At 49.9% G+C, this 24229-nt stretch carries 28 protein-coding genes; 12 read left to right on the top strand and 16 right to left on the bottom strand.

What is annotated here, in order from left to right:
* Window positions 1–520 precede the first annotated feature (520 nt).
* On the bottom strand, window positions 521–1123 hold the full coding sequence (locus tag AC5JO6_RS26960; protein WP_496084141.1) for a DUF8166 family protein: 603 nt from the start codon (window positions 1121–1123) through the stop codon (window positions 521–523).
* A gap of 278 nt (window positions 1124–1401) precedes the next feature.
* Between AC5JO6_RS26960 and hemH the strand changes: the two genes are divergently transcribed.
* From hemH to cpcF, 6 genes are all read left to right on the top strand, one after another.
* Window positions 1402–2565, top strand: coding sequence for a ferrochelatase (hemH, locus tag AC5JO6_RS26955; RefSeq protein WP_496084123.1), 1164 nt, complete (start codon window positions 1402–1404; stop codon window positions 2563–2565).
* A gap of 115 nt (window positions 2566–2680) precedes the next feature.
* Window positions 2681–2887: a hypothetical protein gene (locus AC5JO6_RS26950; protein ID WP_496084122.1), complete on the top strand. Its 207-nt coding sequence runs from the start codon at window positions 2681–2683 to the stop codon at window positions 2885–2887.
* Between the two features lie 641 nt (window positions 2888–3528).
* Window positions 3529–4047, top strand: a complete 519-nt coding sequence (cpcB, locus tag AC5JO6_RS26945; protein WP_496084121.1) for a C-phycocyanin subunit beta — start codon at window positions 3529–3531, stop codon at window positions 4045–4047.
* 95 nt (window positions 4048–4142) lie between these two features.
* On the top strand, window positions 4143–4631 hold the full coding sequence (cpcA, locus tag AC5JO6_RS26940) for a C-phycocyanin subunit alpha (protein ID WP_496084120.1): 489 nt from the start codon (window positions 4143–4145) through the stop codon (window positions 4629–4631).
* A 155-nt stretch (window positions 4632–4786) separates the two neighbouring features.
* Window positions 4787–5614, top strand: a complete 828-nt coding sequence (cpcE, locus tag AC5JO6_RS26935; protein WP_496084119.1) for a C-phycocyanin alpha-cysteine-84 phycocyanobilin lyase subunit CpcE — start codon at window positions 4787–4789, stop codon at window positions 5612–5614.
* 161 nt (window positions 5615–5775) lie between these two features.
* On the top strand, window positions 5776–6606 hold the full coding sequence (gene cpcF / locus AC5JO6_RS26930; protein ID WP_496084118.1) for a C-phycocyanin alpha-cysteine-84 phycocyanobilin lyase subunit CpcF: 831 nt from the start codon (window positions 5776–5778) through the stop codon (window positions 6604–6606).
* 218 nt (window positions 6607–6824) lie between these two features.
* On the opposite strand, the gene cpcD is transcribed toward cpcF, so the two are convergent.
* From cpcD to AC5JO6_RS26895, 7 genes are all read right to left on the bottom strand, one after another.
* Window positions 6825–7094, bottom strand: a complete 270-nt coding sequence (cpcD, locus tag AC5JO6_RS26925; RefSeq protein WP_496084117.1) for a rod-capping linker protein CpcD — start codon at window positions 7092–7094, stop codon at window positions 6825–6827.
* Between the two features lie 122 nt (window positions 7095–7216).
* On the bottom strand, window positions 7217–8086 hold the full coding sequence (locus tag AC5JO6_RS26920; RefSeq protein ID WP_496084116.1) for a phycobilisome rod-core linker polypeptide: 870 nt from the start codon (window positions 8084–8086) through the stop codon (window positions 7217–7219).
* A gap of 163 nt (window positions 8087–8249) precedes the next feature.
* Window positions 8250–9068 carry a phycobilisome rod-core linker polypeptide gene (locus AC5JO6_RS26915; protein WP_496084115.1) on the bottom strand — a complete coding sequence of 273 codons (819 nt, stop codon included), beginning with the start codon at window positions 9066–9068 and terminating at the stop codon, window positions 8250–8252.
* A 114-nt stretch (window positions 9069–9182) separates the two neighbouring features.
* Window positions 9183–9671, bottom strand: coding sequence for a C-phycocyanin subunit alpha (gene cpcA / locus AC5JO6_RS26910; protein WP_496084114.1), 489 nt, complete (start codon window positions 9669–9671; stop codon window positions 9183–9185).
* A gap of 88 nt (window positions 9672–9759) precedes the next feature.
* The gene (cpcB, locus tag AC5JO6_RS26905) at window positions 9760–10278 is read right to left on the bottom strand and encodes a C-phycocyanin subunit beta (RefSeq protein WP_496084113.1); all 519 of its coding nucleotides are present in this window, start codon (window positions 10276–10278) and stop codon (window positions 9760–9762) included.
* A 515-nt stretch (window positions 10279–10793) separates the two neighbouring features.
* A complete protein-coding gene (locus tag AC5JO6_RS26900; protein WP_496084112.1) occupies window positions 10794–12296 on the bottom strand; it encodes a response regulator in 1503 nt (500 codons plus the stop codon).
* A complete protein-coding gene (locus tag AC5JO6_RS26895) occupies window positions 12293–12421 on the bottom strand; it encodes a hypothetical protein (protein WP_496084111.1) in 129 nt (42 codons plus the stop codon). The genes AC5JO6_RS26900 and AC5JO6_RS26895 overlap by 4 nt, the downstream gene beginning before the upstream one ends.
* A 521-nt stretch (window positions 12422–12942) precedes the next feature.
* On the opposite strand from AC5JO6_RS26895, the gene AC5JO6_RS26890 reads away from it, so the two are divergent.
* The 3 genes from AC5JO6_RS26890 (at window position 12943) to AC5JO6_RS26880 (ending at window position 15106) form a co-directional block, all read left to right on the top strand.
* Window positions 12943–13572 (top strand): phycobiliprotein lyase, encoded by a 630-nt coding sequence (locus tag AC5JO6_RS26890; RefSeq protein WP_496084140.1) that lies wholly within the window; start codon window positions 12943–12945, stop codon window positions 13570–13572.
* Window positions 13487–14161 carry a hypothetical protein gene (locus tag AC5JO6_RS26885; RefSeq protein ID WP_496084110.1) on the top strand — a complete coding sequence of 225 codons (675 nt, stop codon included), beginning with the start codon at window positions 13487–13489 and terminating at the stop codon, window positions 14159–14161. Before AC5JO6_RS26890 ends, AC5JO6_RS26885 begins: the two co-directional genes overlap by 86 nt.
* A 192-nt stretch (window positions 14162–14353) precedes the next feature.
* Window positions 14354–15106, top strand: coding sequence for a phycobilisome rod-core linker polypeptide (locus tag AC5JO6_RS26880; RefSeq protein ID WP_496084109.1), 753 nt, complete (start codon window positions 14354–14356; stop codon window positions 15104–15106).
* A gap of 172 nt (window positions 15107–15278) precedes the next feature.
* Here AC5JO6_RS26880 and AC5JO6_RS26875 read toward each other — a convergent pair whose 3' ends face one another.
* From AC5JO6_RS26875 to AC5JO6_RS26845, 7 genes are all read right to left on the bottom strand, one after another.
* Window positions 15279–15698: a helix-turn-helix domain-containing protein gene (locus tag AC5JO6_RS26875; RefSeq protein ID WP_496084108.1), complete on the bottom strand. Its 420-nt coding sequence runs from the start codon at window positions 15696–15698 to the stop codon at window positions 15279–15281.
* 260 nt (window positions 15699–15958) lie between these two features.
* Window positions 15959–16201: a hypothetical protein gene (locus tag AC5JO6_RS26870; RefSeq protein WP_496084107.1), complete on the bottom strand. Its 243-nt coding sequence runs from the start codon at window positions 16199–16201 to the stop codon at window positions 15959–15961.
* 73 nt (window positions 16202–16274) lie between these two features.
* Window positions 16275–16520 carry a DUF4926 domain-containing protein gene (locus tag AC5JO6_RS26865; RefSeq protein WP_496084106.1) on the bottom strand — a complete coding sequence of 82 codons (246 nt, stop codon included), beginning with the start codon at window positions 16518–16520 and terminating at the stop codon, window positions 16275–16277.
* Between the two features lie 12 nt (window positions 16521–16532).
* Window positions 16533–16865, bottom strand: coding sequence for a DUF6883 domain-containing protein (locus AC5JO6_RS26860; protein WP_496084105.1), 333 nt, complete (start codon window positions 16863–16865; stop codon window positions 16533–16535).
* A gap of 35 nt (window positions 16866–16900) precedes the next feature.
* Complete coding sequence (locus tag AC5JO6_RS26855) at window positions 16901–18979, bottom strand: NACHT domain-containing protein (protein ID WP_496084104.1); 2079 nt, start codon at window positions 18977–18979, stop codon at window positions 16901–16903.
* Between the two features lie 63 nt (window positions 18980–19042).
* Window positions 19043–19366, bottom strand: coding sequence for a hypothetical protein (locus AC5JO6_RS26850; RefSeq protein WP_496084103.1), 324 nt, complete (start codon window positions 19364–19366; stop codon window positions 19043–19045).
* A 295-nt stretch (window positions 19367–19661) separates the two neighbouring features.
* Entirely contained in the window at window positions 19662–21572 is a 1911-nt protein-coding gene (locus AC5JO6_RS26845) for an ATP-binding protein (protein WP_496084102.1), read from the bottom strand.
* Between the two features lie 208 nt (window positions 21573–21780).
* Between AC5JO6_RS26845 and AC5JO6_RS26840 the strand changes: the two genes are divergently transcribed.
* From AC5JO6_RS26840 to AC5JO6_RS26830, 3 genes are all read left to right on the top strand, one after another.
* Window positions 21781–22008, top strand: coding sequence for a hypothetical protein (locus AC5JO6_RS26840; protein WP_496084101.1), 228 nt, complete (start codon window positions 21781–21783; stop codon window positions 22006–22008).
* A gap of 186 nt (window positions 22009–22194) precedes the next feature.
* Window positions 22195–22629: a surface-adhesin E family protein gene (locus AC5JO6_RS26835; protein ID WP_496084100.1), complete on the top strand. Its 435-nt coding sequence runs from the start codon at window positions 22195–22197 to the stop codon at window positions 22627–22629.
* 105 nt (window positions 22630–22734) lie between these two features.
* On the top strand, window positions 22735–23616 hold the full coding sequence (locus AC5JO6_RS26830) for a cyanophycinase (RefSeq protein ID WP_496084099.1): 882 nt from the start codon (window positions 22735–22737) through the stop codon (window positions 23614–23616).
* 359 nt (window positions 23617–23975) lie between these two features.
* On the opposite strand, the gene AC5JO6_RS26825 is transcribed toward AC5JO6_RS26830, so the two are convergent.
* The gene (locus AC5JO6_RS26825; RefSeq protein ID WP_496084098.1) at window positions 23976–24107 is read right to left on the bottom strand and encodes a hypothetical protein; all 132 of its coding nucleotides are present in this window, start codon (window positions 24105–24107) and stop codon (window positions 23976–23978) included.
* Window positions 24108–24229 lie beyond the last annotated feature (122 nt).

The raw sequence follows: 24229 nt of genomic DNA, 5'->3' as shown, positions 1-24229 counted from the left end.
GCCAGTCAAACCCCTGATCAACCACTTGGTCGCCAGCCAAAGCACCCGTTTTAGCGCTAAAATGGGTGCTGCTATACAGGTTACTGAGTCGCACCATGTGACTAAGATCACCAACAGGGATGATCTTGATCGCATCTGCCAAAAGGCTGAAGCAACATACTTTAGGGGACTCAACTTTAGCCGAGTCATCAACAGGGAACACACGACTGACCGACGGTCTCTTTCGAGCGCTGTCGGTTTTTTATTGACCGAAACGCTATGTGATAAAGATCACATCAAACGCTGATCTAGATCGCATCTGCCAAAAGGCTGAAGCAACATACTTTAGGGGACTCAACTTTAGCCGAGTCATCAACAGGGAACACACGACTGACCGACGGTCTCTTTCGAGCGCTGTCGGTTTTTTGTTGAGAATTTTTTATGGACAGAACAAGGCACGGTTAGCGCTTCTAACCGTAGTCAGTAGTCTACAGCTTGTGGGCATTAGAGCAAGAGGTGTCTAACCCCCATTGCCTTCTCTTTAGCGCATCGCACTCATGGTCTCTTTCCAGGATAACTCTTTACAAAGAATATTCAACGCTCGTTGCTCGTCTCCCTCAAACAGGCGGCTATCGCTCAGTTCGGTCAAAACTTGCTGCGTGAGTTGAGCCGCAAACGTGCCGCCACAGCGTAACAGATGGCTATAGTAGCAAAACTGCGGCTGTCCATTTTGGTTGCGATGAAAGCGATGAATCTCCTCCTGCGTCATGGTCTCAACAGGCGTATTGATTGGGACAACCACGCGAGGAATGCCATGTACACCGTAGGCTAGATCGTCTTGCGCTTCTAGAGTGCCGATTAAAACCGTCCACAGAAGCGTGCGGGTTTCACTGATGAGGTCAGGCGCAAAGACCGGATCGGGTTCACTCGATAGGCGAGGACCCATATTGAGAAACATGGGATTGAACAACTGGGTATTGTAAACAAGCCCGACTGCCCAATGGCGATCGCCCCCATCTAACCGCACAAAGCAGCCAAACCCATAATCATCTGGCTTGGGTGAATTGATACGACTGCGCTCATCGTCGAGTTCCACAATGTAATCGCAGTGCGAATTAGATTTGACGACTTTGCCTAGACGCATAATGCATTCTCCTTCAGCGATCGATCGCAGCTTTCTTATCAAGGTCAACGCTTACTTTAACCGTAGAGACTTAGAGACAACCGTCTGCGCTCCTTGCGCCTCTGCGGTAGATTTTCGATGTTGCTTCATTCTCGTTCTTAAGCGTCGTCATGGGTAGTGTCCATTCAGGTGCAAGCCCAGACGTGAATTGTCCGCATCCACACGCGGCTGTCTTGTTAGAAACCGTATAGGTTAAACTCAAGGACACACCTGAACCCAAAGAGGGATGGATCATTAACATGAGGCGAGTCGGGGTTTTGTTGCTAAACCTGGGAGGACCAGACAAATTAGATGATGTCCGTCCCTTTTTGTATAACTTATTTGCTGATCCAGAAATCATCCGGCTACCGTCACCTTTATTACAAGCACCTTTAGCCTGGTTGATTTCCAGCCTCCGTGCAAAGAAATCTCAGGAAAATTACCAGAAAATTGGCGGGGGTTCTCCGTTGCGCCGTATCACCGAGGCACAGGCACAGGCGTTACGTGTGCAGTTGCAGCAAGAGGGGCAGGCGGTCAATGTATATATTGGGATGCGCTATTGGCATCCCTTTACGGAAGAAGCAATCGCCCAGATTAAGCAAGACAACATTGAAGAGTTAGTCATTTTGCCGCTGTACCCACAGTTTTCGATTAGCACCAGTGGTTCCAGCTTCAGGTTACTTGAGCGAATGTGGGCTGCTGATCCAGAGTTACAAAAAATTAAGTATACAGTCGTGCCTTCCTGGTACAGCCATCCTGGTTACTTGCAGGCAATGGCTAATCTGGTCGAACAAACCCTCGATCGAGTGCCCCATCCCAGCCAAGCTCACGTGTTCTTTAGCGCCCATGGTGTACCCGTCAGCTATATAGAAGAGGCGGGCGACCCTTACCAACAAGAGATTGAGGCATCGGTTGCCTTGATCATGCGCCAGATGAATCGTCCCAATCCCTTTACGCTGGCATATCAAAGCCGTGTCGGTCCAGTGGAATGGTTGAGACCTTATACCGACGAGGCGATCGCAGCCCTTGCCCACGAGGGGGTTAAAGAACTGGTGGTTGTGCCAATTAGTTTCGTTTCAGACCATATTGAAACTCTAGAAGAGATCGATATGGAATACCGGGAAGTGGCTGAGAACGCTGGCATTGAATTTTTTGCGCGGGTGCCTGCCCCCGATACCGATCCGACCTTTATCAAAGCGCTGGCAGATTTGGTTATACAGGCATTGCGCGATCGCCCGATCGCCTTCTCTGAAACGATCCGCCCACAGCCGAACCTCAAGCAGTATCCCCCAAGCCCCTGGGACTGGGGTTTGACTCCTTCCGCTGAAGTGTGGAATGGACGACTTGCCATGCTGGGGTTGCTGGCATTACTGCTAGAACTATGGCTGGGGCAGGGACCGTTACACGCTGTGGGTTTGATTTAACGCCGCTTTAAGGGCTACAGGTTTGCATAACTGAGTAGAGTAGACGGTTGCTCAATCTCTTTACATAACAAAATTTGTCACACAATCGCTTCGGTTACACGATGAGGAGAACCTGATGGCTGACATACCAACTGGTGGTCAAATGCTCTGGAAGCTAGAAGGGGATGACCGAGTCTTATATTTACGGCACAACGATTCGGAGCCGTGGCGACCCTATGAGGAGTTTCCAGAGTACGTCTTGCCTGAGCCTGAAGGGTTTTCTAAAGGCATTGCCACGTTTCTAGCGCTGCTAAAAAAGGATTGGATCGCAACCAAATCTTAGGCAAGGGCACGTTGCTCAGGTCAAAGTTGTAGCAACCTTGTCTGTGTGCCACTGCCTGTTGGCGATCGATCGAAGCGATTCCTTCAGTATTTAGAACACGCATTAGTCAATCAATTTGCTTGACCGTTGGACACTCCAGAGCAGAAGGCTCAGGTTTGTTACAAATCGTTACCTTTTTGGCTCAGGTTTTGCTTGCTAATCAGTCTACTTTGGGGTTGGTCAAGCCCTTCAACTCACCGATTGAAATCGGTTCTTTCGAGCTTGACGTTGCAATGTGCTAGTGCCAGTTTCTAACCAAGGAAACCGATGGCGGCGACTTCCAGCGCAAAATAAGCTGTCATAATTTGTAACAAATAACGATTCAACGACATAGTATAAACAAAGAAGTTGGAAAACTTGTCAACACATGTGGATGCGGATTGAGCAATCATTTAGATGAGTTAAACGCTCCGATTATGAGGAAATGTAAACTTTCCTGAGTTTCTTCACTCTTTCAGGTTGGGAAGCGCTCTATCGGTCTTTGACTCATCACCTGTTTTTGCCTGTCTCAAGCTGTGCAGTCAGGTTGATTGCCTAGTTCACCCCACTGCGGTTGTGATCGAAGCCATACTTAAATTAGACACACTAGGAGCTTGAAGTTTATGTTGGACGCATTTGCAAAAGTAGTCTCCCAAGCTGACGCACGGGGTGAGTATCTTAGTGATTCTCAATTGGATGCCCTGAGCGCTATGGTTGCAGATGGCAACAAGCGTACAGATGTTGTGAACCGGATCACCAGCAACTCATCCACGATCGTTGCTAACGCAGCTCGCGCTCTGTTTGCAGAACAACCCCAGCTGATCGCACCTGGTGGCAATGCTTACACCAGCCGCCGCATGGCTGCTTGTTTGCGTGACATGGAAATTATTCTGCGCTATGTCACCTATGCAATCTATGCCGGTGATGCAAGCATTCTTGACGATCGCTGCCTCAATGGTTTGAGAGAAACCTACCTGGCTTTGGGTACCCCCGGTTCTTCTGTTGCCGCTGGTGTGCAGAAAATGAAGGATGCTGCACTCGCTATTGCGGGCGACCCCAACGGTGTTACCAAAGGCGATTGTGCAAGCCTGATGAGTGAAGTGGGTAGCTATTTTGACAAAGCTGCTGCGGCTGTTGGTTAAGCGATCGCTCACCTACTCAATCACCTTTCGGTGACTCAGCCACTCGTCACCAGCTAGTTTGCAAAACAAGATTACTTTGGAGACAATCTGACCTCATGAAGACCCCTCTAACCGAAGCAGTTGCTGCTGCTGATTCTCAAGGACGCTTCCTTAGCTCCACCGAAATTCAAGTTGCGTTTGGTCGTTTCCTCCAGGCGAAAGCAGGTTTGGAAGCAGCTAAAGCATTGAACTCAAAAGCGTCCAGTCTCGCTTCTGGTGCTGCTAACGCCGTGTACCAAAAGTTTCCTTACACCACCAGCATGGAAGGTCCTAGCTACGCTTCCAGTCAGGTTGGTAAAGACAAGTGCGTGCGTGACATCGGCTACTACCTCCGTATGGTCACCTACTGCCTCGTCGTGGGTGGTACAGGTCCGATGGATGATTACCTGATTGGCGGTATCGCTGAGATCAACCGTACCTTTGAGTTGTCTCCTAGCTGGTACATTGAGGCACTCAAGCACATTAAAGCGAATCATGGTTTGAGCGGCGACCCTGCTGTGGAAGCTAATTCTTACCTCGACTACGCCATCAATGCTCTGAGCTAATTGATGTGCTTTTGCCCGGAGGGATAAGCGATATCCAACTGAGGTTGGGTCTTGTTGATCTCTCCGGGCATTGTTTTAAATAAAATTTTGAGATCACAATTCTTCTCTACAACCCCTTGAGATTGCCTTTTTAATTCACACCTTTCTAATGCGCTATGAGTGATGAAGCAGAGAGCCAGAACGGTGAATCGTTAACAGTTGAGCAGGCGATCGCTAATCTCCAATGTGAAGATCTGGGGCTGCGGATGTATGCTGCTTGGTGGCTGGGTCGCTTTCGGGTAGACAAGCCGCAGGCGATCGATGTGCTGATGCTCGCCCTGGATGATGAGGACGATCGCACCGAAGTCGGTGGTTACCCCTTGCGACGCAATGCAGCACGGGCGTTGGGAAAACTTGGCGATCGACGGGTTGTGCCCTCCTTACTGCGGGCATTGACATGCTCTGATTTTTATGTGAGGGAAGCTGCTGCTCAGGCGCTGGAACTGTTAGGCGATCCGTCCTGTTTCCCAGACCTGATCGACTTGCTGAACGATCGCGTTCCTGGTACCCTTCCAGCGCCAGAGCCGCCTCAATTGGCTCAGCCTTTTGATGCCATCCTAGAAGCGCTAGGAACGTTGGGTGCAACCGAGGCAATCGCCTGCGTTACGCCATTTCTAGAGCACCCCGTTCCTCGGATTCAGTATGCAGCAGCACGGGCAATGTACCAGCTTACCTCAGAGCCAAAAGCTGCCAGCGGCTATGCTGATCGGCTTGTGAGTGCACTTGGTAACCGCGATTTGCAACTGCGTCGGACGGTTTTAGCAGATTTAGGAGCGATCGGCTATTTGCCTGCGGCAGAGCCGATCGCTCAGGCACTGGCAGAAAATAGCCTCAAGCTCATTGCTCTCAACGGTTTGCTAGAGAACCAATTGCAGCAGACTCCCTTACCCGCCCTATCGGACGGAGCCGTCATGGTGATGACGCTAATGGATGCGCTGCTTTAGCCACGACAGCTTCAGCCCGAACCTGCTACCTCTGTAGTAAGTATTAAGTTTTTTATCGCAAGCGCCTCATAGTAAGAAGTGAGGCAACGTGTCGGGTGAGAATGTAAGGACGCTGAAGCGCTTCTCAGGCGATCGATTCCCTTTCCTTTTACCTTCAGTCTATGGCTGACCTTTCTACTCTCATCCGCGCTGTCGAAGAGGCAGACTCTGCCAGTTTATTGACAAAGGCGGTACAAAATTTGGCAGCAGCCGGTCTGCAAGCCTCTGTGCCTACACTAATAGCGGCTTTGAGCTATAACAATCCTGGTGCCGCCGTGGCAGCCGTGGACGGTCTCGTGACGATCGGGCAAGCTTCTGTACCTGCTTTGCTTGAGCAATTGGATCAGCACAACTACACCGCTCGATCGTGGACCATTCGTGCCTTAGCTGGGATTGGCGACCCTAGAGGTTTGGTAACACTTTTGGGAGGTGCAACCGCCGACTTTTCTCCTAGTGTCCGTCGTGCTGCTGCTCGTGGTTTGGGTGCGATGAAGTGGCAGTGGTTTCCGGCTGACCTGCTGGAGATGGCTCAAGCAGAAGCATTGGAGGCGCTTCTATTCGTCGCGCAGCAAGATGAAGAGTGGGTCGTGCGCTATGCCGCCGTGGTTGGCTTGCAAGCGCTGGCTGGCGCACTGACTGTAACCTACCCGGAGTGGCGATCGCAAATTCAGGCTCAATTTGAGCAGATGGCGATCGATGACCAGAGTTGGGCAGTCCGCGCCCGCGTTTTAATGGCACAACAGCAGATTCAGGCAAGCACTCCCCTGCAACGACAACCGCTTGAGCCTCAAGCATCACCGCTGTCAGCAGTCGATTGGCACATGATTTTAGAGAGTTTATACAAGCGGAAGGGGCAAGAACGGTTAGTGTTGTCCGAAGGCGATCCGCGCTCCTATCAGGCAATGGCAGTGGCAATTGCTCAAGAAACTGGTATGCCTAGCCAACCGCTTTAAACCAGTACTCCACCAGATACCGCTGTCCCAACCCATCTGACTATGGCTATAGTCCTTGAGGTCCATCGCTTCAGACTAATGCTCAAAAACAAATGCTTAAAAACAAAACAAGGGGCTTTAGCCCCTTGTTGATTCAAACGATTGATGAATGTTGATTGGATTTCATTCAGAACCGAGCCACGTTTGAGCGGTCAAACCGTTGCAAAAGCCTGACTGGTTTAGCCCTTTCCGCTGCCCTTTGAACTAGGCTCTGGCTGTTCAGTAAGAGGAGAAATGCTCACAATTTTGCCGCCTAACCGCGTAATGCGGCGCATTTCTTCATTCATGCGGCTGTATGGTACTTGAACCAAGACATTACTGCTATCGCGCAACGGGTAGCGGTTTTTATCCGTTTGTTCATTCTGGCGCAAGCCTTCGACTTCGTAGATAAAGACGCGGTTATCAGATGCAGAGCTAGAGGCTCTAGTTAGTGATGTTTGTCCCAACATGACTGTGTTATCGCCTAAAGAGGTTTACAGGTTAGGGTTGAGCGATCGCAGAACCTTGTCCTAGTTAATCAGGCTATAGGATTGCCGCGATCGCTCGGTTAGCTGGAGCGTTGAGTTGAGAGCTACTGCGCAATATTGATACTTGCTACTTTGCCACCCATTTTGTTGATTTGCTGAAGCGTGCTGGATAGCTGCTCATACGGGACGATGAACTCCTGGTTGCTGCGACGGACTCGTGGGTAGCGAGGCAGGCTGACACCAGAGACTTCAATACGATACAGCCGATCAGATGAATCAATCGAGGAGCGACCAAAGACCTTACTGGGTGTTGTTCCTTGCTTGGAGGGTCGATATGCCCAGCCTTCATTTACCCCGGATGGTCCAACGACTGCGGAGACGCTATTTTTACCTAGCTCACCCGCCAAGCGCGAGGTAGTCCCAGCAATTTGGGCACTATCGCTGTTAGCATATCCTCGATAGAGTTGAAACATCCGAGGAAATCCAGCCGTCTTCTGCCCCGTTTGCGTTGCAAAACCACGGTAGTACGGCACGATCGAATCGCCAAAGCTAGCATCATATTCAACAGAATCGATGTAAGAATCAATATCTGCCTCAAAGCCCTCGTTTTGATAGCGATCCAGATGCTCAACAACTTCAGACTCATCGTAGGGCGCACGTCCCAACAAATGCTTGAAGTTCAATTCAATCACCCTGGTTTGAAAATGTGGGTAAAGGAACTTGGTTTTGTACAGCTCCGATTTTGCAAGGGCACGGACAAACTCGCGCACTGTAATTTGCCCATTGTTCAGCAGCGATTCCAAACCGATCTGCCGTTCTGATGCCATCAAATAATCGTTCCCCAAGACCTGGCGGTAAATTGCCCGAATGACAATTTTGCCCTCTTCGGGTGTCCAATTAGAGCGCAGTTCAAGCGGTTGTGCTTCGCTATATGCACTCGTTCCCAGTCGTGAAGCTGCCGTTGTAATCGCCACAGAGGAGTCTCCTGATAAGAATTGATGGTTGAACGATGAGTTATAGCTGTCGCCATAAAAGTTAGGACATTGGGATTAAAGGGGCTGTGGGGGCGAAGCCCCCAGCAAGGGGTGGGGTTTCACCCCTGCACCCTGTCCTAACCCATGTGACTGTAACTATAGATCACGCAGGGGAGATGCTGACCACTCGGCTTCCCCGCTGATTGAGGCGCTGAAGAGTGGGTGAGAGTTGGTCGTAGCTCACCAAATATTCCCCGACGCTGCGACGCACCTGGGTCGTCCGACTGCTGGCTGCCTGGGTGACGCGCACTCGATAAAGCTGCCCCCGATCGCCGCCTGTTGTACCCGATAGACCTTGCCCAAAGTGAGGTGTCCGCACTGGAGTAGCGGTATTATGAGCTAAATCCTGAGTCAGCCAAGCTGATTTGTTTTTACCTTGAGCACGATCGCTGTTGGCATACCCTTGATACAGCTGAAACATGCGGGTGAAGCCCACGGTTTTCTGTTGGCGCTGTGTCTCAAAACCTCGATAGAACGGCACGATCGAATCACCAAAATTCTCTTGATACTCCACTGAGTCCAGGTAAGAGTTGATTTCTGCTTCATACCCTTTCTCAACGTAGAGATTAACGTGTTCGGTAATCTCCGACTCATCATACGGTGCACGTCCCAGCAGATGCTTGTAGTTCAATTCAATAAAGCGCACCTGAGGTGTAGAGTAGAAAAACTTTTTCCGATAGAGTTCTGACTGCGCCAGTGCCCGAATAAATTCTCGCACTGTAATATCACCCCGGCGTAACAGTGACTCAGCACTGGTCAATCGCTCAGACTGCATTAGATAATCGTTACCAAACACTTGTCGGTAAGACGTGGCAATCACCGCCTGCACATCCCCTTCCGACCAATTTGTTCGCAATTCTACCGGAGACGTGACTCCAAATGGCTCAAAGCCTAATTGTCTGGCAGCTATAGAACTTGTCATGTCCGAAGTCCTTCGTATTAATAGGATTTTGATGAAAAACATGCCCAGAACTACAGATACTGCTCATGCTGTGAAGCACCCGCAGCAGACTGCCGTTCTGGGCAGAAGAGACTCTTAGCTCAGGGCGTTAATGGCGTAGTCAATATAGGAATTGGCTTCCACAGCAGGGTCACCGCTCAAACCATGATTGGCTTTGATGTGCTTGAGGGCTTCCACATACCAGCTAGGAGACAAATCAAACGTGCGGTTGATTTCAGCCAGACCACCGATCAAGTAGTCATCCATTGGACCTGTGCTGCCTGCAATCAAGCAGTAGGTGACCATGCGGAGGTAGTAACCGATGTCGCGCACGCACTTTGCTTTCCCACCAGGGGTCGAAGCATAGTTGTTTCCCTGCATTTGAGTGGTGTAGGGAAACTTCTGATAAACCGCATTAGCAGCACCATCTGCTAAGCTTTGCGCTTTAGAGCTTAGCCCTTTTGCAGCATCAAGACTTGCAGCAGCTTGGCGAAAGCGACCAAACGCAACTTGAATTTCGGTGGAACTGAGAAAGCGTCCTTGAGAATCTGCTGTAGCGACCGCTTCCGTTAAAGGAGTTTTCATGATCAATCGTCCTTGTAGGTGTGCAAAAGAATAAATAATCGTTGCTGGTGGAAGTAGACTTCTGCTAGAAGTCAGCGTGAAACTAACGTTAGCCTACGGCTGCTGCTGCCCGATCGAAGTAGCTGCTCAGCTCAGACATCAAGGAGCTACAGTCGCCACGAGTGACACCATTAGGATCGTTAGCGATCGCCAATGCCGCTTCCTTCATTTTGTTGACACCAGCTGCAACGGAACCACCTGGCACACCTAGAGCCAAGTAGGTTTCCCGCAAGCCGTTCAAGCAGCGATCGTCCAACACACTGGCATCGCCAACAAAGGCAGCGTAGGTCACATAGCGAAGAATGATTTCCATGTCGCGCAGGCAAGCAGCCATACGACGGTTGGTGTAAGCATTGCCACCGGGTGCGATCAACTGGGGTTGTTCTGCAAACAGAGCGCGAGCTGCGTTAGCAACGATCGTGGACGAGTTGCTGGTAATCCGGTTGACCGCATCCATGCGCTTGGTACCATCCGACACCATTGCTTTCAATGCGTCAATCTGAGAATCACTGACGTAATCGCCGCGAGTGTCTGCCTGGGAAACCACTTTAGTAAAAGCGTCTAGCATTCCAAGTATCTCCTGATAGAGGACGAAATAAAGTGTTCAAAGCCTGTTTGCTTTGATATGAAGCCGTGAAGATTGACGATGAAGTTTAACCCTGTGGGCTAAACTTCATTTGGCAAAGAGATTACAAGAGCGAATCCTAAAACCACTAGCTCAGAGCAACGTCCAACACAGCCCAATCAATTCAATAAATATCTTTAGCAACTAGATTCCCAACGTTTACCATCTGAAGCAATTAAACGCTTTTTGATAAACCTGAGACCCCTAAACCCGTGGCTTGGCGAGCCGAAGGTTCATCTGCTTTTGAACAATTCGATTAAAGCAACCTAGTTGTGCAAAATTTGTGCAATTCTCAGAATAAGGAGGAAAGTGCAAACCATAAAACCCGAAGAAAGGGTGAAACATCTACCTAGAGAGGCATTCAAAGATCGAGCAAAAATGATTTCGCCTTAACTTGTCTTTACGTTTCGTTGGAGTTTGCAACATGGCGATCAGCGATCGCCTGTTTTTGATCGCGGTCAGGTTTGACACGCTCTCACTCGTTGAAGGCGATTGAGAATCCTATTGGCTAGATCAATTCCGACCACAGGCTTGCACAAATAGTCATCAGCACCGACGGTAAAGGCTTGATTTTGGGTGACTCGATCGCTCAACACACTCAAAAATAAGACCGGTAAACGCTGCCAGTGAGGATCGCGTCGCAATGCCTGACAGAGTTCAAAGCCATTTGTCTCCGGCAGATTAACATCTAAAACCAGCACGTCAGGCACAACCGCTTGTAGCACTGTCCAGAACTGGTGAGGATCTGCTAGAGTCGTGAGCTTAAAGTTCCAGGGACTGAGCAACTGTGGCAGCGATCGCAACCAATTTTGATCCTCATCAACAACCATGACTTTCGTTTCTGCCTCCGCTTCACAGCGAATCAGCGGCACCTCTAGTGATTGAGCCGCCCCCGCAATTTGTCGGCTCTGAATGGATTCTGTGTATTGAATTTCCTGCCGAAGCTGCTGTACCAATGCTGCGATCGAAACAGCCTGATAGGATTGCCAACCGTCTTGACTACTGAACGCCTGTTCGAGTTGACGCGCTAACGCCATACCCTGGTGTAGCCCAAAAATGCCCAACGTGCCTGCTAGTTTATGCGCTGTGTGTCGAGCCTGTTCGCATAGCTGAGAATCGAGTGAATCTAGCTGTATCGCTGCGATCGCCGACGCAAAGACAGTCAATTGAACCAGAAGTTTCGGTTTGTCAGCAGCCCATGTTTCATTGAGAAACGTCAGATATTGAGCTTGCAGATCAGTGGCGCTGTGCGATCGAGGGGACGTATCTAAAAGGGAACGATCGCCCTCTGGGGCTTTCAGGTAATACCCGCGCCCATGTACCGTTGCAATACAATCTGAGGGCGCACCCGCCAGCAAAAGTTTATGACGCACCCGCCGAATATGGGAACGTACCGTCGCCTCTGAGGGAAATTCATCTGATGACCAGAGCCGACCGAGAATTTCGTCGGTGCTGAAAACATGCTGACTATCTTGCAACAGCAGCTCTAGTAGCTCATATTCCTTGGTGGTAAGCGTGAGGCGGCGATCGTTGTACGTCACTTCGCACGTGCTGGAGTTTAACAGTAGATCACCCCAGCTCAATAACGGCAGGGGATTACTGCGACTGCGCCGGAGTAACGCTCGAATTCGGGCACCCAACTCTGCGACATCAAATGGTTTCACCACACAGTCATCGGCACCCGCATCCAATCCACTGACTTTAGCTGTGCTAGTGTCCTTAGCCGTGAGCAGCAGAATAGGGGTAGTGCAGCCTTCTGCTCGAAAGCGTTTGCAGAGACTAATCCCATCTAACTTGGGCAACATCATATCGAGCACGATCAAGTCGTAGTCGAACGTTGAGCCATACGTCCAACCCGTTTCGCCATCTTTGACGGTATCGACTACGTAGTGATGATTGGCAAGGCTCTTGGCGATCATTTTGCTGAGGGACTCGTCATTATCAACCAGTAAGATTTTCATCGCTCCAATGACCAGTCCAAAATTTTGGCAACTTGCTCTGGCAAATCCAGTGAGTTGAACGGTTTTGTAATCGCACCACTTACACCGACGTGATTGAACTGGCGTTTTTCGGCAAAAAATCCCACTACATGACTTTTTTCATCAATTTTCCTCAATATGAGGAACGTCAGTCACGCTGACCGCACGAGGACTATCATCCTTACAGTGTAATTTCATTTTCGTCGGCTTTCTAACGGCGATCGCCCTAGCCAATCACTGTATGCCTGATTGTTAAACCGATACTGTGAATCTAGCGGTGTTGCCTGGGTTTGGTGCTTGAAGGTTGGGGCGATCGACGAGAAGATGAACTAGGCATCCAACAAATTCCATCTTCAAAAAATCTCAGGCGGTGCTTCTTACCCTTTCCTCAAGTATAAAAGTTCTGTCTCAACCCCACCGTATCAACAAACGTTAATTGTGTTTAACAATGAGCCAGTTTTGTAAAGCCTCAAATCAAATGTTGCCTGGTCACCCGGTTTTGGCAGCATCGTTTTAGGGCTGCCAGGTATTTATAATGGAACATACAAAGGGTACCCAGCTTGCACAAAATGATGGATGAGTTGCGGCACACCCAAACGGCTCAATGATTAGGAGTTGGCTTGCTTTGATGAATGCAATGGAGTTTTTTGAACAGAGCACAGGGCAGTGGCGATCGCAGCGTACCACGCATCATCTTGCGTTCAAACGCGCTGAAATGGGTGAGTCTGAAATTCATATCGAAACGCTGGCAGTTGGCGATCCCAAAGTGCTTGAGATCTGCCAACTGCATGACGTTGACCCCAGTTTGGCGATCGGTGGCGCATTTGTTTCCTGGCATGGCTCAATGGGATGGGATCGCAACGATGAAAACCATGAAGGGTCTACCGTCTTCGTCCTTGTTCCTGATGCGGATCAACCTCAACAGGGCAGGCTTTTGCGAGAGCGTGGCTACGCAGAAATCGTCCCTGTCATTGGGCAGTATCACATCGACGATGACAATGGTTTGGTGTTGACGACCGAGTACGAGTCGATGAGTTCCACCGAACGCTTCTGGTTTGCTAACTCTAGCCTGCGACTGCGGACTAGCACAGTGAAGCGGTTTGGCGGCTTTAGCACCGCTACTTTCTGTACTGAATTTCGCGTTGAAGCACCTGCAGACAACCTTAACGGCGATGACGCTGATCGCTCCAGCCAGCCTGGTGAACCGCTTCAAACCGATCGTGAAGCCACTAAAACCTTTTCCTTCTTTGGCTGGTAACGTGTTGGCTGCAAACTTGCACATGACGACCAGTACCGATCCGCTTGTCAGAGGGTTGGACTACCTGTATGGCGCTCGGAGTCTGTCGCTAGAGCCAGATATGGTAGCTATAGTGCATGATCTGGAGCAGCGCATTCCCATCTGCACCTGGATTGGCGAGCACATTGAGGCAGTGAACAGCGCTTTGAATGAGTGTCTTCTAGAGTGCCATGCCTGTTTTCACCCCTGGGAGCAGCCTGAAATTCAAATTTTCGCTGCTCCCCTGGCTCAATCCTTTGGCTTGGATGGCTTGTGCAACTTGCAAACTAAGCCCATTACCCTTTTGATTGATGTGGGACAATTGGCACCAGAAGACTGGTCATTGCTGGTGAGTCATGAGTATGCCCACGCCCATGCAGGTTCTCCTGGGCATCACGAAGCCTTTGCCCGATCGCTGACGCATCTATGTCTTGGCTTAGGCATCGCTCCTCCGCCTGATCATGTGGGCAATGCGGTTGACCTGCGATCGTATCCTCCTTACCGCTCAACCCAGGATCCGCTGGCATTCTGGCGTGGCGATGGAGGAGACTGGCAGTGCGTTAGGGCTTAGGCAGAGTCTGACAGAAACGGGTTTCTCCATCAGTAGAGATTACTGAACATCCAGGTAATCTACAGAAACCCGGTTGCTCTCAATGTAAGGTTTGCTAACTTTTATCAAACTAAATCGAATAATGGTTCCGTTGTCCCGTATGATTATGAGCATATTTGTAAGCTTTTGTAAGGAATAGGAGCTTTTGTAAGCGTGGCACTTCCTCTTCTAGAATATAATCCCTCAAGTCAAAATCAGCGGGTCGCTAGTTTTGAAGTTGCTGGTGATGAGCAACCCAGGGTTTTTTCCACCGACAATATACTCTCGCCGTCAGACCTGGATGTGCTGATTGAAGCAGCCTATCGTCAGATTTTCTTCCATGCGTTTGCTGCCGATCGAGAGCGTTTTCTGGAGTCCCAACTCCGCAGTGGTCAGATCACAGTACGCGACTTTATCCGTGGCTTGTTGCTGTCTGACACCTATAAGCGCAGCTTCTATGACCTCAACAGCAACTATCGGTTTGTTGAGCAGACCGTGCAGCGCGTACTGGGTCGTGACGTTTACAACGAGCGGGAAAAAATTGCCTGGTCGATCGTGGTGGCAACGAAAGGCTCCAAGGGCTTTGTCGATGACTTGCTAGACAGCGAGGAATACCTGGAAGCCTTTGGTTACAGCATCGTGCCTTACCAGCGTCGTCGAGTTTTACCCGGTCGATCGGAAGGTGAACTGCCGTTTAACATCAAGTCTCCTCGCTACGACGAATACCATCGCGCCAAGCTTGGTTTCCCGCAGTTTGTGTGGCAAACGTCTGTTCGAGGTTACAAGGCTGCTGAGAAGAAGCCGACTGCGGGCAATCCCTCGCTGTTCCTGGATATGGCGCGATCGATTAATCCAAAAGTGAATGCACCGCAGCGTCTTTCAGCCACCAACGTCGATTACGAAAAGCTGGTGCCTCGTCGTCGCTAAGTTGGTGTCGATCAGTCTAATTCGTTCATCAGAACGCTAAAACAATTGAAGCCTGGAAAGGATGGTGGGTTTACGTCTCTTCTTTCCAGGCTTCAAAGTTAAGGCTGTTGAAACGTTTGAGATGACAGTCAACCGCAGCCAGCAGTCGCCGACCCTACGCGACTGATCGCTTTTAAGCAGATTCTTCATTCTCCGGGCGGAAGCCCAACTCCATCAGTGCTTTGCGGATTTTAGCTTTAGAAGGGCGCGTTTTAGGCGCAACCAATCCGACTTCTCGGGCAACTTCAAACAGTTCTCGCATGATCAAATCGAGAGAGTCGTCGTTTAAATCTTCTGGAACTTTCTCAATCCGACCTTCGTAAGCCAGCGTGTAAAGCTCTAGATGATGCTTCCCAATCACTCTAGCCAGTTTTCTTAGGGTTTCTGGGGTTGGGCAGGTGCCTTTAAAGCAAGCGCCTCGAAGCCGAGGTTGAGGAATGCCAGACAACTCCGCCAGACGGTTCATGCTAATACCTTGCGCTTCCAGGTATTGAAGAATCAACCGCCCTAAAGGGGAGCAATCGTCGGGTTTTACTAACAACCTTGCTGGCATAGGTGTGGTGTCAGGAGACTCTCAACTCTACAAAATCGCTGTAAAAGGTAATTACGTGTAGATGATACAGCGGTTTTTAGAGAATAGCCTACAGCCTGTAGGGTAAGCAATGCTCATCACCCCTGATCAGTTAGCGTTCCGGCTGTGAAAGGTAGTACAGAGAATCACGATCGCCAGTTATCTAGCCTTAACCCATAACCAAGTGACTGAATGCGCTGATAGTGAGTTTGGTTGACAGTATATCTGTGTCTAAAAGCGTTCTAGCCAAAGTTTTGTTGGCGATCGTCTTCGCGATCGTGCCCAATCGACTGCATGACCTGTTCCAACAATTCCGGCTCGTCAGCAAACAGTCCTGTGATTTGGTCGCTGGCAATGATCGGCTGATGCTCTGACTTCCGACTCGTTGCGCTAATCTTCTCCAAAATCAAAGCTGCGATCGCATCCTGCTCTGATTCTGACAATTGAGAAATGGCGGCGATCGCGGCTTGGAGACGGTTTGTCATGGCTAAGATCGAAAGGTCGCTACTCAGGCATTCTAGCTAAAGCAGTGACTTTATAAATTTTAACGAGCGTCCTTCACGCTGATAGAGCGCTTGATCGCACAGCAGGTCGATCGCTGTGAGTTGGCACCCGCAGCAAACTACCAGAGAGCGTCGCTACAGCAACGGTTTGACCGAGCATATCGAAAAACTCAATGCTATAACCTGGTTCAAGCCCTGCGACATCGTGGCGATCGATGATTGTACCAATATCGCCTGCCCGGAGGCTTTCTTCGGGTACATCGACTTGAAGTACGACATCTGTATAGAGTTGAAAATCCATGCTGCCTCCGTTCTAGTCTGGAACTAGTGTAATCAAGCGAGGAAAGGTTTGTCCGTTGTCAACTTGCCAAACGGTTCTGACAAACAGAGACTCGTTTGTAGGGGTTTGCAAGGCGGCAAAGATTTGATACCGAGTACCGTAAGGCGTTTCGCGAACCGTCTCAATATCAGCCTCTACGTGATACAGGCGAATGTCAGCCTCTAGCCGTTGCCATGCGGTCGCACTGTAACCGAAGCGTACTAATAAACGAGCTTTAGTTCCACCACGACGATGGTTGAGGTTAAGCAAGTAATCTGTCAGTTTTTCCGGTTCAATGACTGCAAACTCGCGATTTGGCAACTTCACAAAATATCCCTTTCAAACACTTTTACCTGTTACCTTCACTCCCCCTCCCTCACCGTCAACATTCGTTCTTCAATCCCCGCCCACTTCTCCCGCGACACCCTCACCGCTGCTTCCTTACACCGCACCATGAGTTCATTTGTATACAGGTAATTTGCTAGTGCTCTTAGTTCCTGTGCAGAAAAAGCAACCCATTCTTTCTGAAGATGCAGGGCATCTAACCAAGCTTGATAAATATGACTGGTAAATTCTATGCGTATATGAGGTGGTTGAATATCACTTGGAGCCTTTGTCTGAAGTTCTTTTAATCTGGCAGTTAACACTGGAAAATCTACATCTTTGAAAATTTTGGCTTCTTCAAATCTAAAAGCAAGATCAAGCGCGAGATCAATGTGACGAGAGAGATGAAACGCACGGGCTGGCGGACGAACGCCAAGTTTGAGGACGTTGCTTAGGTCAAAGTCTCTGGTAAGGCTGATAGCGTGTTTGTGAGCAAGCTCACTGGCAAGATTGAGGTCAAGGTCAGGGTCAAGATCAAGATAGAGAGATATAGCCGCTACTCTTTTGGCTGTAGGTTTGAAGTCTCCTTTTGATCCGGTGGTTGCTTTGTCTGCCCAGTTAATTAAAGCAATGAGATTCTCTGTGTTGATGAACATGTCTGCTTGGGCTTGCATCCGTTCCAAAAGATCATCGGCACGACCCATTAACCCTGCAACGAGCAGAAACACTTCTCGCCAGCGTCCATCGGTGAGGTGGTCTGCCACTAATTTTTCGACCCGACGGTAATCTTCGTTGATGTATTTTGCCACCAGATACTCTTGCAGGGTTAGATGCGAGAAGGAGTAGATGTCTCTCGCTCGTTCGACCAAAACGCCCTGCTGCACTTCAATGGCGGTTAAAACCGCTTCGCCATCCAGATGCTTGGGGGCGTTGAGGTTGTCCATCAAGAAGTGGCGGATGTGAAAGATGGCGGACTTCTCCGAGAAGAAGAGTTCATCGCCAAGAAAGGTGGTGTGGGCAATGTCCGCCAGCAATAGCTGTTCCAATTCTGGGCTGAGTTCACGATAGATGGGGTCGCGCTTCAGGCGTTTCTCAGCTGACCACTTTTTCAGCAGCACGTCCAGGGCTTCGCCGTACAGTGCAGCGCGATTTTTGGGGAAGTCTTGCGATTCGTCGTAGACCACGCAAAGTAAAGTCAGCAGTAGCGGCGTTTGCGCTAGTTCTTTGGCAGCAGCAGACTCGGACTGTTTTAGTAAGTCCCAGCATTGGGTGGCAATTTCTGGCTCGGAACGAAACCAGTGGCGGATGAATTCTTCAATTTGGGTATCGTCGAAAGCTGCCATTGCCAGATCTTTGAAGCGCTGGAAGCCGCCTTTGTAGGCAGCGATGCGGCAGGAGGCAATGAAACGGTTGTTGCTGTAACGATCGACCAGATTACCAATCTCAGCAATGACGTAATCCACATTCTCTGTGGGCACTTCATCTAGCCCATCTAGCAGAATTAGAAGCTTGCCTTTCTCCAGTGCTGCATCAGTAAATTTCTTGGGTTCGGGGAAGCCACAGGTCTCAAATTCTTTGACAATGAGATCGACGATCGCGATCTCCTTCGAGTTAAAGTCCTGCAACTTCAAAAAGACAGGCACACACTCATGCTGAAGTGCGCCGTTTTTCCGCTTCAGCGCTTCCAGTCCCACTTTGCGGAGGAACGTTGACTTGCCTACACCGGGACCACCCAACACCATGAGGTACTGATACTGATTGGCAACCGCAATGCCATCCTGACGAGCCGTACTTTTGAACTCAAACCCACGTCCACTCTGGCGAAACAGATCTTGCAGCGTTTCAGCCGACTCAAAATAACGAACATCAGAGCGTTCTAAAAGCTGAACTGCTGTGTAAACCTTATCCAACCTGACCGGAGCATCCATCCGCACGCAGACAATCTTCAGGTTGCCATGCCGTTTCTTATAGTTCTCGATGTACTGATGCGATGCCTTGAAAATAAGCTGCCTGATTGGCTCATCAATAGGTTTATTGCCCATCTCCCAGGCAGTTTTCAGCACCAGCCCTGCCAAACTTTTAGCGGCTTCGAGAAGGAGCGGCTCAAATCCAGTCATAAGCGGCTAACAGCAACGGTATGAAACCAGATTATCCGTTATTTTTTGGTAATGGGAGACGATTCAAACACAATTTCTGCTTTCAAGTGGAACCCACCTTGTTTTGAGTGAAGGGATTTCTACTTTGAGTGCGATCGTTCCTGTTTTGAATGGCATCATTCTGGTCTCAGGTGCGATCGTTGCTGTTCCAGACAGCAAGTTTTCTGCTTGAAGTGCGATCGTTCCTGTTTCAAGTGCGATCGTTTCTGTTTTGAACAGCATCGTTTCTGTTTTAAGTGCGATCGTTCCTGTTCTAGACAGCAAGTTTTCTGCTTGAAGTGCGATCGTTCCTGTTTCAAGTGCGATCGTTCCAGGTCTAAACAACACTGGTCTTGCTTCAGTTTGCATCGCTCCGGGTCAGGACATTTTCGTGCAGCGTTCCGTTCGCATCGCGTTCCGCAGGAAAGGAAGCGTTTCTGTTTTAAACAGCAAGTGGCGAGGTTTAAGCTCGGTGTTCCAAGTTCCAGGCTGGAAGTAGCAATGCACTTTAGTCGTGGGTGGGGCAGGCGATCGATGGAATATTGGTCAGTCAGCCACATGCCAAGCTTTAAACTCGGTAGAGTCTCAGGTTGGAGAGACGAAGTTCAGATAAAAGGGTCTGTATCCGGTCTGACTCCTCTCTCCTCTCCCCTCTCCCCTCTCCTTACAAAATCGTTGCAACTTCCTTCAAATACACCCGGCTAAACGGCTCGTTTTCACCGAGTTTGTATTGCTCAATTAAGCCATCCCGATGCACCGAAACGGTGTCTTTTTGTTTGACGACAACGGTGGAGTCGTCGAATACGTCACGGGTTAGCATCATTTCGGTCTCAGTTGGATCGTCCAACACAACCACGTTGCTGCCGTAGTAAAACATGCCGTCGCGATCGAGCACCTCTTCCCGATACTCGGCGATCAGTAGGTCAAGCCTGGGGTTACGCAACAGGTTTTGCACGTTGGTGTTGTAATCAGGATGCAGGCTTTTCTCAGAGCGGTTAACAAAAACGCCATCACGACAAACGGCACCAATGACCCAGTGCGGGTGCTGAAGCAGGATGTGATCGACGATTTCCTGCAGGTCTGAGACGGAGGTGCGATTGAAGCTAATGGTAGGAATGCGTGCCGCTTTGTCTGTGTCAAAGAACGTTTTCAAGATATGAGCGGGAACATCGACGCTTTCGCCCACAGCGGGCTTGAGATGCATGTTGATGCCCGGAGCCGCATTGATTTCAATAATGCCAAAGCTGCCGTCTTTCCACGAGGCTGCTAGATCAGGGCAAACCACATCAATGCCGAGGCAGGTAAGACGGAAGTGCAGAGCGATGTCCTGCGCCAGAATGATGTTATCTGGGTGAATTTGGCGAGTCGCATCAATGCTCAAGCCACCCGCTGAGAGGTTGGCAACTTTCCGCAGGTAAATGGTGCGATCGCGTTCCAGCACGCTCACCATTGCCAAGCCCTGTTCGTCCAGGTAGCGCTCCATCGCATCATCGCACTGGATTTTGCCTAGAGGTGAGGTTGGAGTGTCCACGCGGGCAGCGGTGCGGTTTTCGCGATCAATCAATTCACGAATCGTTGCGTCTCCATCGCCTGTTACAGATGCAGGACGGCGCTCTGTTGCAGCGACAAATTTGCCGTTTACACACAGCAAGCGATAGTCCTTACCCGCAATGCTTTGTTCAACAATGATGCGGGTGGATTGATCATCCGGGACGGCTTCAACGGCGCGATCGAACGCTAGCTCTAGATCATCCACGTTCTGAACATCAGCGGTCACGCCAATACCCTTGTGACCCACGACAGGCTTCACTGCGACAGGATACCCAATTTGCTTCGCAGCCATAATTGCTTCACCCACCGTATAGACAATGCTCCCTCTGGGAATCGGAAAGCCAAGCGTGTGGAGAAATTCCTTGCAGTCGTCTTTGCCCGTAGTGAAGTCTGAATCGATGTGGCTGTCGTGATCAAATGTGGTGGCAATGCCTCGTACCTGCTTTCTACCGTAGCCGTACTGCATCAACCGTTCGTCCCACAGGTAAAACGTGGGAATGTCGAGTTCGTAGGCAGTCTTGAGCAGTGCGTAAACGGTGGGACCGCCATAGACCGAATCACGGAAGAAGCCTTGCAAAACTTCGATCTGGTCTTCAATCCAAAAGCGTCGATCGCGGGTGATTGCTTCAAACCAGTCCCAAACGCAGTAGACGATCGCTCGACTGGTGCGACCGTGTAGCGACTGCACTGCAACTTTGGCAAGCACTTCCCCAGGTTTGACACTCCATTGCGTTAGATGCAAGTCCATTTCAAGTTTGCTGACTTCTGCAACGGTGCGGGCAAACAGATGAGCGTAGGATTCATGGGTTTCATCCAGCAGATGCGGGTAGCGATCGCCGATGACTTCAAGATAAGCATCCAGCGGTAGAGGCGGGTTCTCCTGCACCAGCGCAAAATCAAACGCTGCCGCTGCTGTCGGCAGGTAGAAATTGGGACCGCCATAATGCCTGAGATTGAAAATATCAAACGCATCGGTTGTCCTGGCGTTTACACGCACCATATCAATGCTTTGATCTAAAACCATGACGAAGTACCATTTCTATGCATCGTTGAGCTTAGCTTTATGGCTTCAACACTTTCCTCTACCGGAGGTTACGACCTGCTGTACAAAGAGAGTAAGAGATGCCGTCTACCTAGAGACATATCACCTTTGGGGGGTGAAAAAAAGCGACATAGTGGCTACAAATGTGTTGCACTTGTGAAGAGGTCATCACCTTATGAACAAGACATTTATGAGTAATCCTTTTACAAACGAGCCAACAATGGGCGAAGCAGTTGATCCCCTTAGAGCCGAAGTCCATGCTCTGGCGGAGGATGCCTTTCACCGTCACCTGATTTCTGGTCATGGTGATAGCGAATACCCCGACGAATATCAGATCGTGCATCAAGGCAAACCAAAGCATCTGTCGCTAAGCGGTGCCCGTGCCTTTCTAACTAAGTTGATACAGCGATCGACCTAAGATCGAGAGACAAATTTCTGACGCGATCGTCATATGCAGATCCTGCTGTTGGGAACCCTGCTTATGTTGTATCGGTCTCACTTCAGGCATGTCTCTTTGTTCGTAAAACCTCTGCACAGGGCGCTGATCTGCGATCGACGTACGGCAGTTGACGTGTACAAACTACGCACCAGAGGTAGGGCATTAATGCTGAAAACATTTCGTCGGCTTGTACCGCTGCCAATCATCGCACTGACGTTGATTCCATGCGTGGAAGGTGTAAAGGCAGAAGAAGAACTGATTGATGGGCAGTGCCAACCGAATCCACCCGTCAATGTTGCGGCAAACTGTCGATCGGCTACGTTTATCGACCCAGCAGCGGTTGAGGTCTACAATGAGTCTCGACGGTTCTGGCTCAGAACCGATTACTACGGTAGAAGCTCCGACCAAAACCGAATCGTGCGCTCTATGCTGTATGAAACGGTTGTTTGCACAGAACGAAAAATTGCGACGACAAAAGTAGTGAGTTACACACGCGGCGGTGCTTCGCAGAGTAAAACGCAGCCGCTAGAGTTTATCTTGCCCAAGCAACAAACGCGCACTCAGAGAAGCGCAATCCGGTTTGTTTGCGAACTTAACTAAGCGTTGTAACGCGTTTCTGTATCAAAATCTACCGAACGGATGTAACCAGCCTCTCGATCGCTATGCTCTACTAGAAGACTACTTTACAGAGAGTTGGAGACGGCTATGGCAGTACAGGATGCTGAAGGGTCAGTTGTAGCGGCATTACCAGACGATACGGCAGAGGCACAGGAGAGTGTAGCGCTCCCCGAAACCCACGGACAATTGGTGATTATTGGTGGTGCAGAAGATAAAGAGGGTGATTGCACCATCTTGCGCGAATTCGTCCGTCGGGCAGGCGGTTTGCAAGCACACATTGTGGTGATGACCGTTGCAACAGGGCTACCCGGTGAAGTAGGCGAAACCTATTTGAATTTGTTTGAGCGACTGGGCGTTGAGTCTGTCAAGGTGGTTGATACGGCTAGACGAGAAGATGCCAGCGATCCTAGAGCACTAGAGTTAACTCAGGCAGCAACGGGTGTCTTTTTTACAGGTGGCAATCAAGCGCGTATTACCGAGTGTTTAAAAGATACGGAACTTGATGCCCTGCTGCACAAACGTTTTGCTGAGGGCATCGTCATTGCTGGCACCAGCGCTGGAGCTGCCATGATGCCCGACATGATGATTGTTGAAGGTGAATCGGAAACCAATCCTCGCATGGAAGTGGTGCGCATGGATCGCGGTATGGGTTTTCTGCCCGGTGTCGTCATTGATCAACATTTTGCCCAACGAGGTCGCTTAGGTCGCTTGCTATCTGCGATCGCCCAACAGCCTGTGCATCTGGGCTTTGGCATTGACGAGAACACGGCAATTGCGATTAACGGCAAAGAGCTAGAAGTGATTGGCGAAGGCGCAATTACTATCGTTGATGTGGCAAACATCACCCACAACAACGTTGATGAACTGCTGCGGGATGAACCTCTTGCGCTCTGCAATGCCACACTGCATATCCTGCCGCATCGGTACAAGTTTGATTTGGAAAAGCGCATGCCGATCGACACAGAATAGCTTGTGGCACTGGGTAGCCTTCTTTCGTAAAGGATAGAGAAACAAGGCTCCCTCAATCACTAGCTCAATGAACCACATCAGTGCGTTGCCGTCTTGCAAGAGATGCCGGATTGCTCCAATGTGGCTGTTCAGGTTCCTGGCAACCACTGAGGTCTTTCTCACCAAGCACGATATTAGTTGTCTTGAGGTGTTGTTGCCGCATTCAAGGTTATCGGTCAAGTCGATCACTACCTTCAACTCAGAGCCGCAACCAGCTCCAACACAATGCTTGATCCTAATCTGCTCAACTCTCAGCAGTTTTCTAGTCTTGGTAATATCGTAACGGCTGGCTTGCAGCTCTCTTTCATACGGTTCAAGCCTTATTTACGTATGGCGATCGCTGCCCATTTTGGGTCACTACCACCTGCGTCGTCGCCGAGAAGGGTTTGATCTTCAGCTTCGCAATCCCGATCGTCCCTCAGAAAGTGTTTGAGTTGTGATGATGGCTGCATTAGAGGCATCGAGCACCATCGCTGCAACGCTACATGCCTGCAAAAACTCTGATCTAGTTAACAATAGGCTTATTTGCTTGTTTAACCGTACTTGATAGCGGTTGAACAGGGAGTTTCACGCT

Source organism: Tildeniella sp. (genome assembly GCF_059505325.1).
The sequence above is the reverse complement of the archived record's forward strand: the minus strand, read 5'-3'. Positions and strand labels throughout refer to the sequence as shown.

Excerpts from the sequence above, each read along its gene's own strand:
- AC5JO6_RS26845 (WP_496084102.1), bottom strand. The coding sequence starts at position 21,572 with ATGGTTTTAGATCAAAGCATTGATATGGTGCGTGTAAACGCCAGGACA.
- AC5JO6_RS26835 (WP_496084100.1), top strand. The coding sequence starts at position 22,195 with ATGCTGAAAACATTTCGTCGGCTTGTACCGCTGCCAATCATCGCACTG.
- AC5JO6_RS26915 (WP_496084115.1), bottom strand. The coding sequence starts at position 9,068 with ATGACAAGTTCTATAGCTGCCAGACAATTAGGCTTTGAGCCATTTGGA.
- cpcA (WP_496084120.1), top strand. The coding sequence starts at position 4,143 with ATGAAGACCCCTCTAACCGAAGCAGTTGCTGCTGCTGATTCTCAAGGA.
- AC5JO6_RS26950 (WP_496084122.1), top strand. The coding sequence starts at position 2,681 with ATGGCTGACATACCAACTGGTGGTCAAATGCTCTGGAAGCTAGAAGGG.
- cpcF (WP_496084118.1), top strand. The coding sequence starts at position 5,776 with ATGGCTGACCTTTCTACTCTCATCCGCGCTGTCGAAGAGGCAGACTCT.
- AC5JO6_RS26850 (WP_496084103.1), bottom strand. The coding sequence starts at position 19,366 with ATGCAAACTGAAGCAAGACCAGTGTTGTTTAGACCTGGAACGATCGCA.
- AC5JO6_RS26865 (WP_496084106.1), bottom strand. The coding sequence starts at position 16,520 with ATGGATTTTCAACTCTATACAGATGTCGTACTTCAAGTCGATGTACCC.
- cpcA (WP_496084114.1), bottom strand. The coding sequence starts at position 9,671 with ATGAAAACTCCTTTAACGGAAGCGGTCGCTACAGCAGATTCTCAAGGA.
- AC5JO6_RS26960 (WP_496084141.1), bottom strand. The coding sequence starts at position 1,123 with ATGCGTCTAGGCAAAGTCGTCAAATCTAATTCGCACTGCGATTACATT.
- cpcB (WP_496084121.1), top strand. The coding sequence starts at position 3,529 with ATGTTGGACGCATTTGCAAAAGTAGTCTCCCAAGCTGACGCACGGGGT.
- AC5JO6_RS26855 (WP_496084104.1), bottom strand. The coding sequence starts at position 18,979 with ATGACTGGATTTGAGCCGCTCCTTCTCGAAGCCGCTAAAAGTTTGGCA.
- AC5JO6_RS26890 (WP_496084140.1), top strand. The coding sequence starts at position 12,943 with ATGAATGCAATGGAGTTTTTTGAACAGAGCACAGGGCAGTGGCGATCG.
- AC5JO6_RS26875 (WP_496084108.1), bottom strand. The coding sequence starts at position 15,698 with ATGCCAGCAAGGTTGTTAGTAAAACCCGACGATTGCTCCCCTTTAGGG.
- AC5JO6_RS26830 (WP_496084099.1), top strand. The coding sequence starts at position 22,735 with ATGGCAGTACAGGATGCTGAAGGGTCAGTTGTAGCGGCATTACCAGAC.
- AC5JO6_RS26870 (WP_496084107.1), bottom strand. The coding sequence starts at position 16,201 with ATGACAAACCGTCTCCAAGCCGCGATCGCCGCCATTTCTCAATTGTCA.
- cpcE (WP_496084119.1), top strand. The coding sequence starts at position 4,787 with ATGAGTGATGAAGCAGAGAGCCAGAACGGTGAATCGTTAACAGTTGAG.
- AC5JO6_RS26900 (WP_496084112.1), bottom strand. The coding sequence starts at position 12,296 with ATGAAAATCTTACTGGTTGATAATGACGAGTCCCTCAGCAAAATGATC.
- cpcD (WP_496084117.1), bottom strand. The coding sequence starts at position 7,094 with ATGTTGGGACAAACATCACTAACTAGAGCCTCTAGCTCTGCATCTGAT.
- AC5JO6_RS26825 (WP_496084098.1), bottom strand. The coding sequence starts at position 24,107 with ATGCAGCCATCATCACAACTCAAACACTTTCTGAGGGACGATCGGGAT.
- AC5JO6_RS26885 (WP_496084110.1), top strand. The coding sequence starts at position 13,487 with ATGACGCTGATCGCTCCAGCCAGCCTGGTGAACCGCTTCAAACCGATC.
- cpcB (WP_496084113.1), bottom strand. The coding sequence starts at position 10,278 with ATGCTAGACGCTTTTACTAAAGTGGTTTCCCAGGCAGACACTCGCGGC.
- AC5JO6_RS26840 (WP_496084101.1), top strand. The coding sequence starts at position 21,781 with ATGAGTAATCCTTTTACAAACGAGCCAACAATGGGCGAAGCAGTTGAT.
- hemH (WP_496084123.1), top strand. The coding sequence starts at position 1,402 with ATGAGGCGAGTCGGGGTTTTGTTGCTAAACCTGGGAGGACCAGACAAA.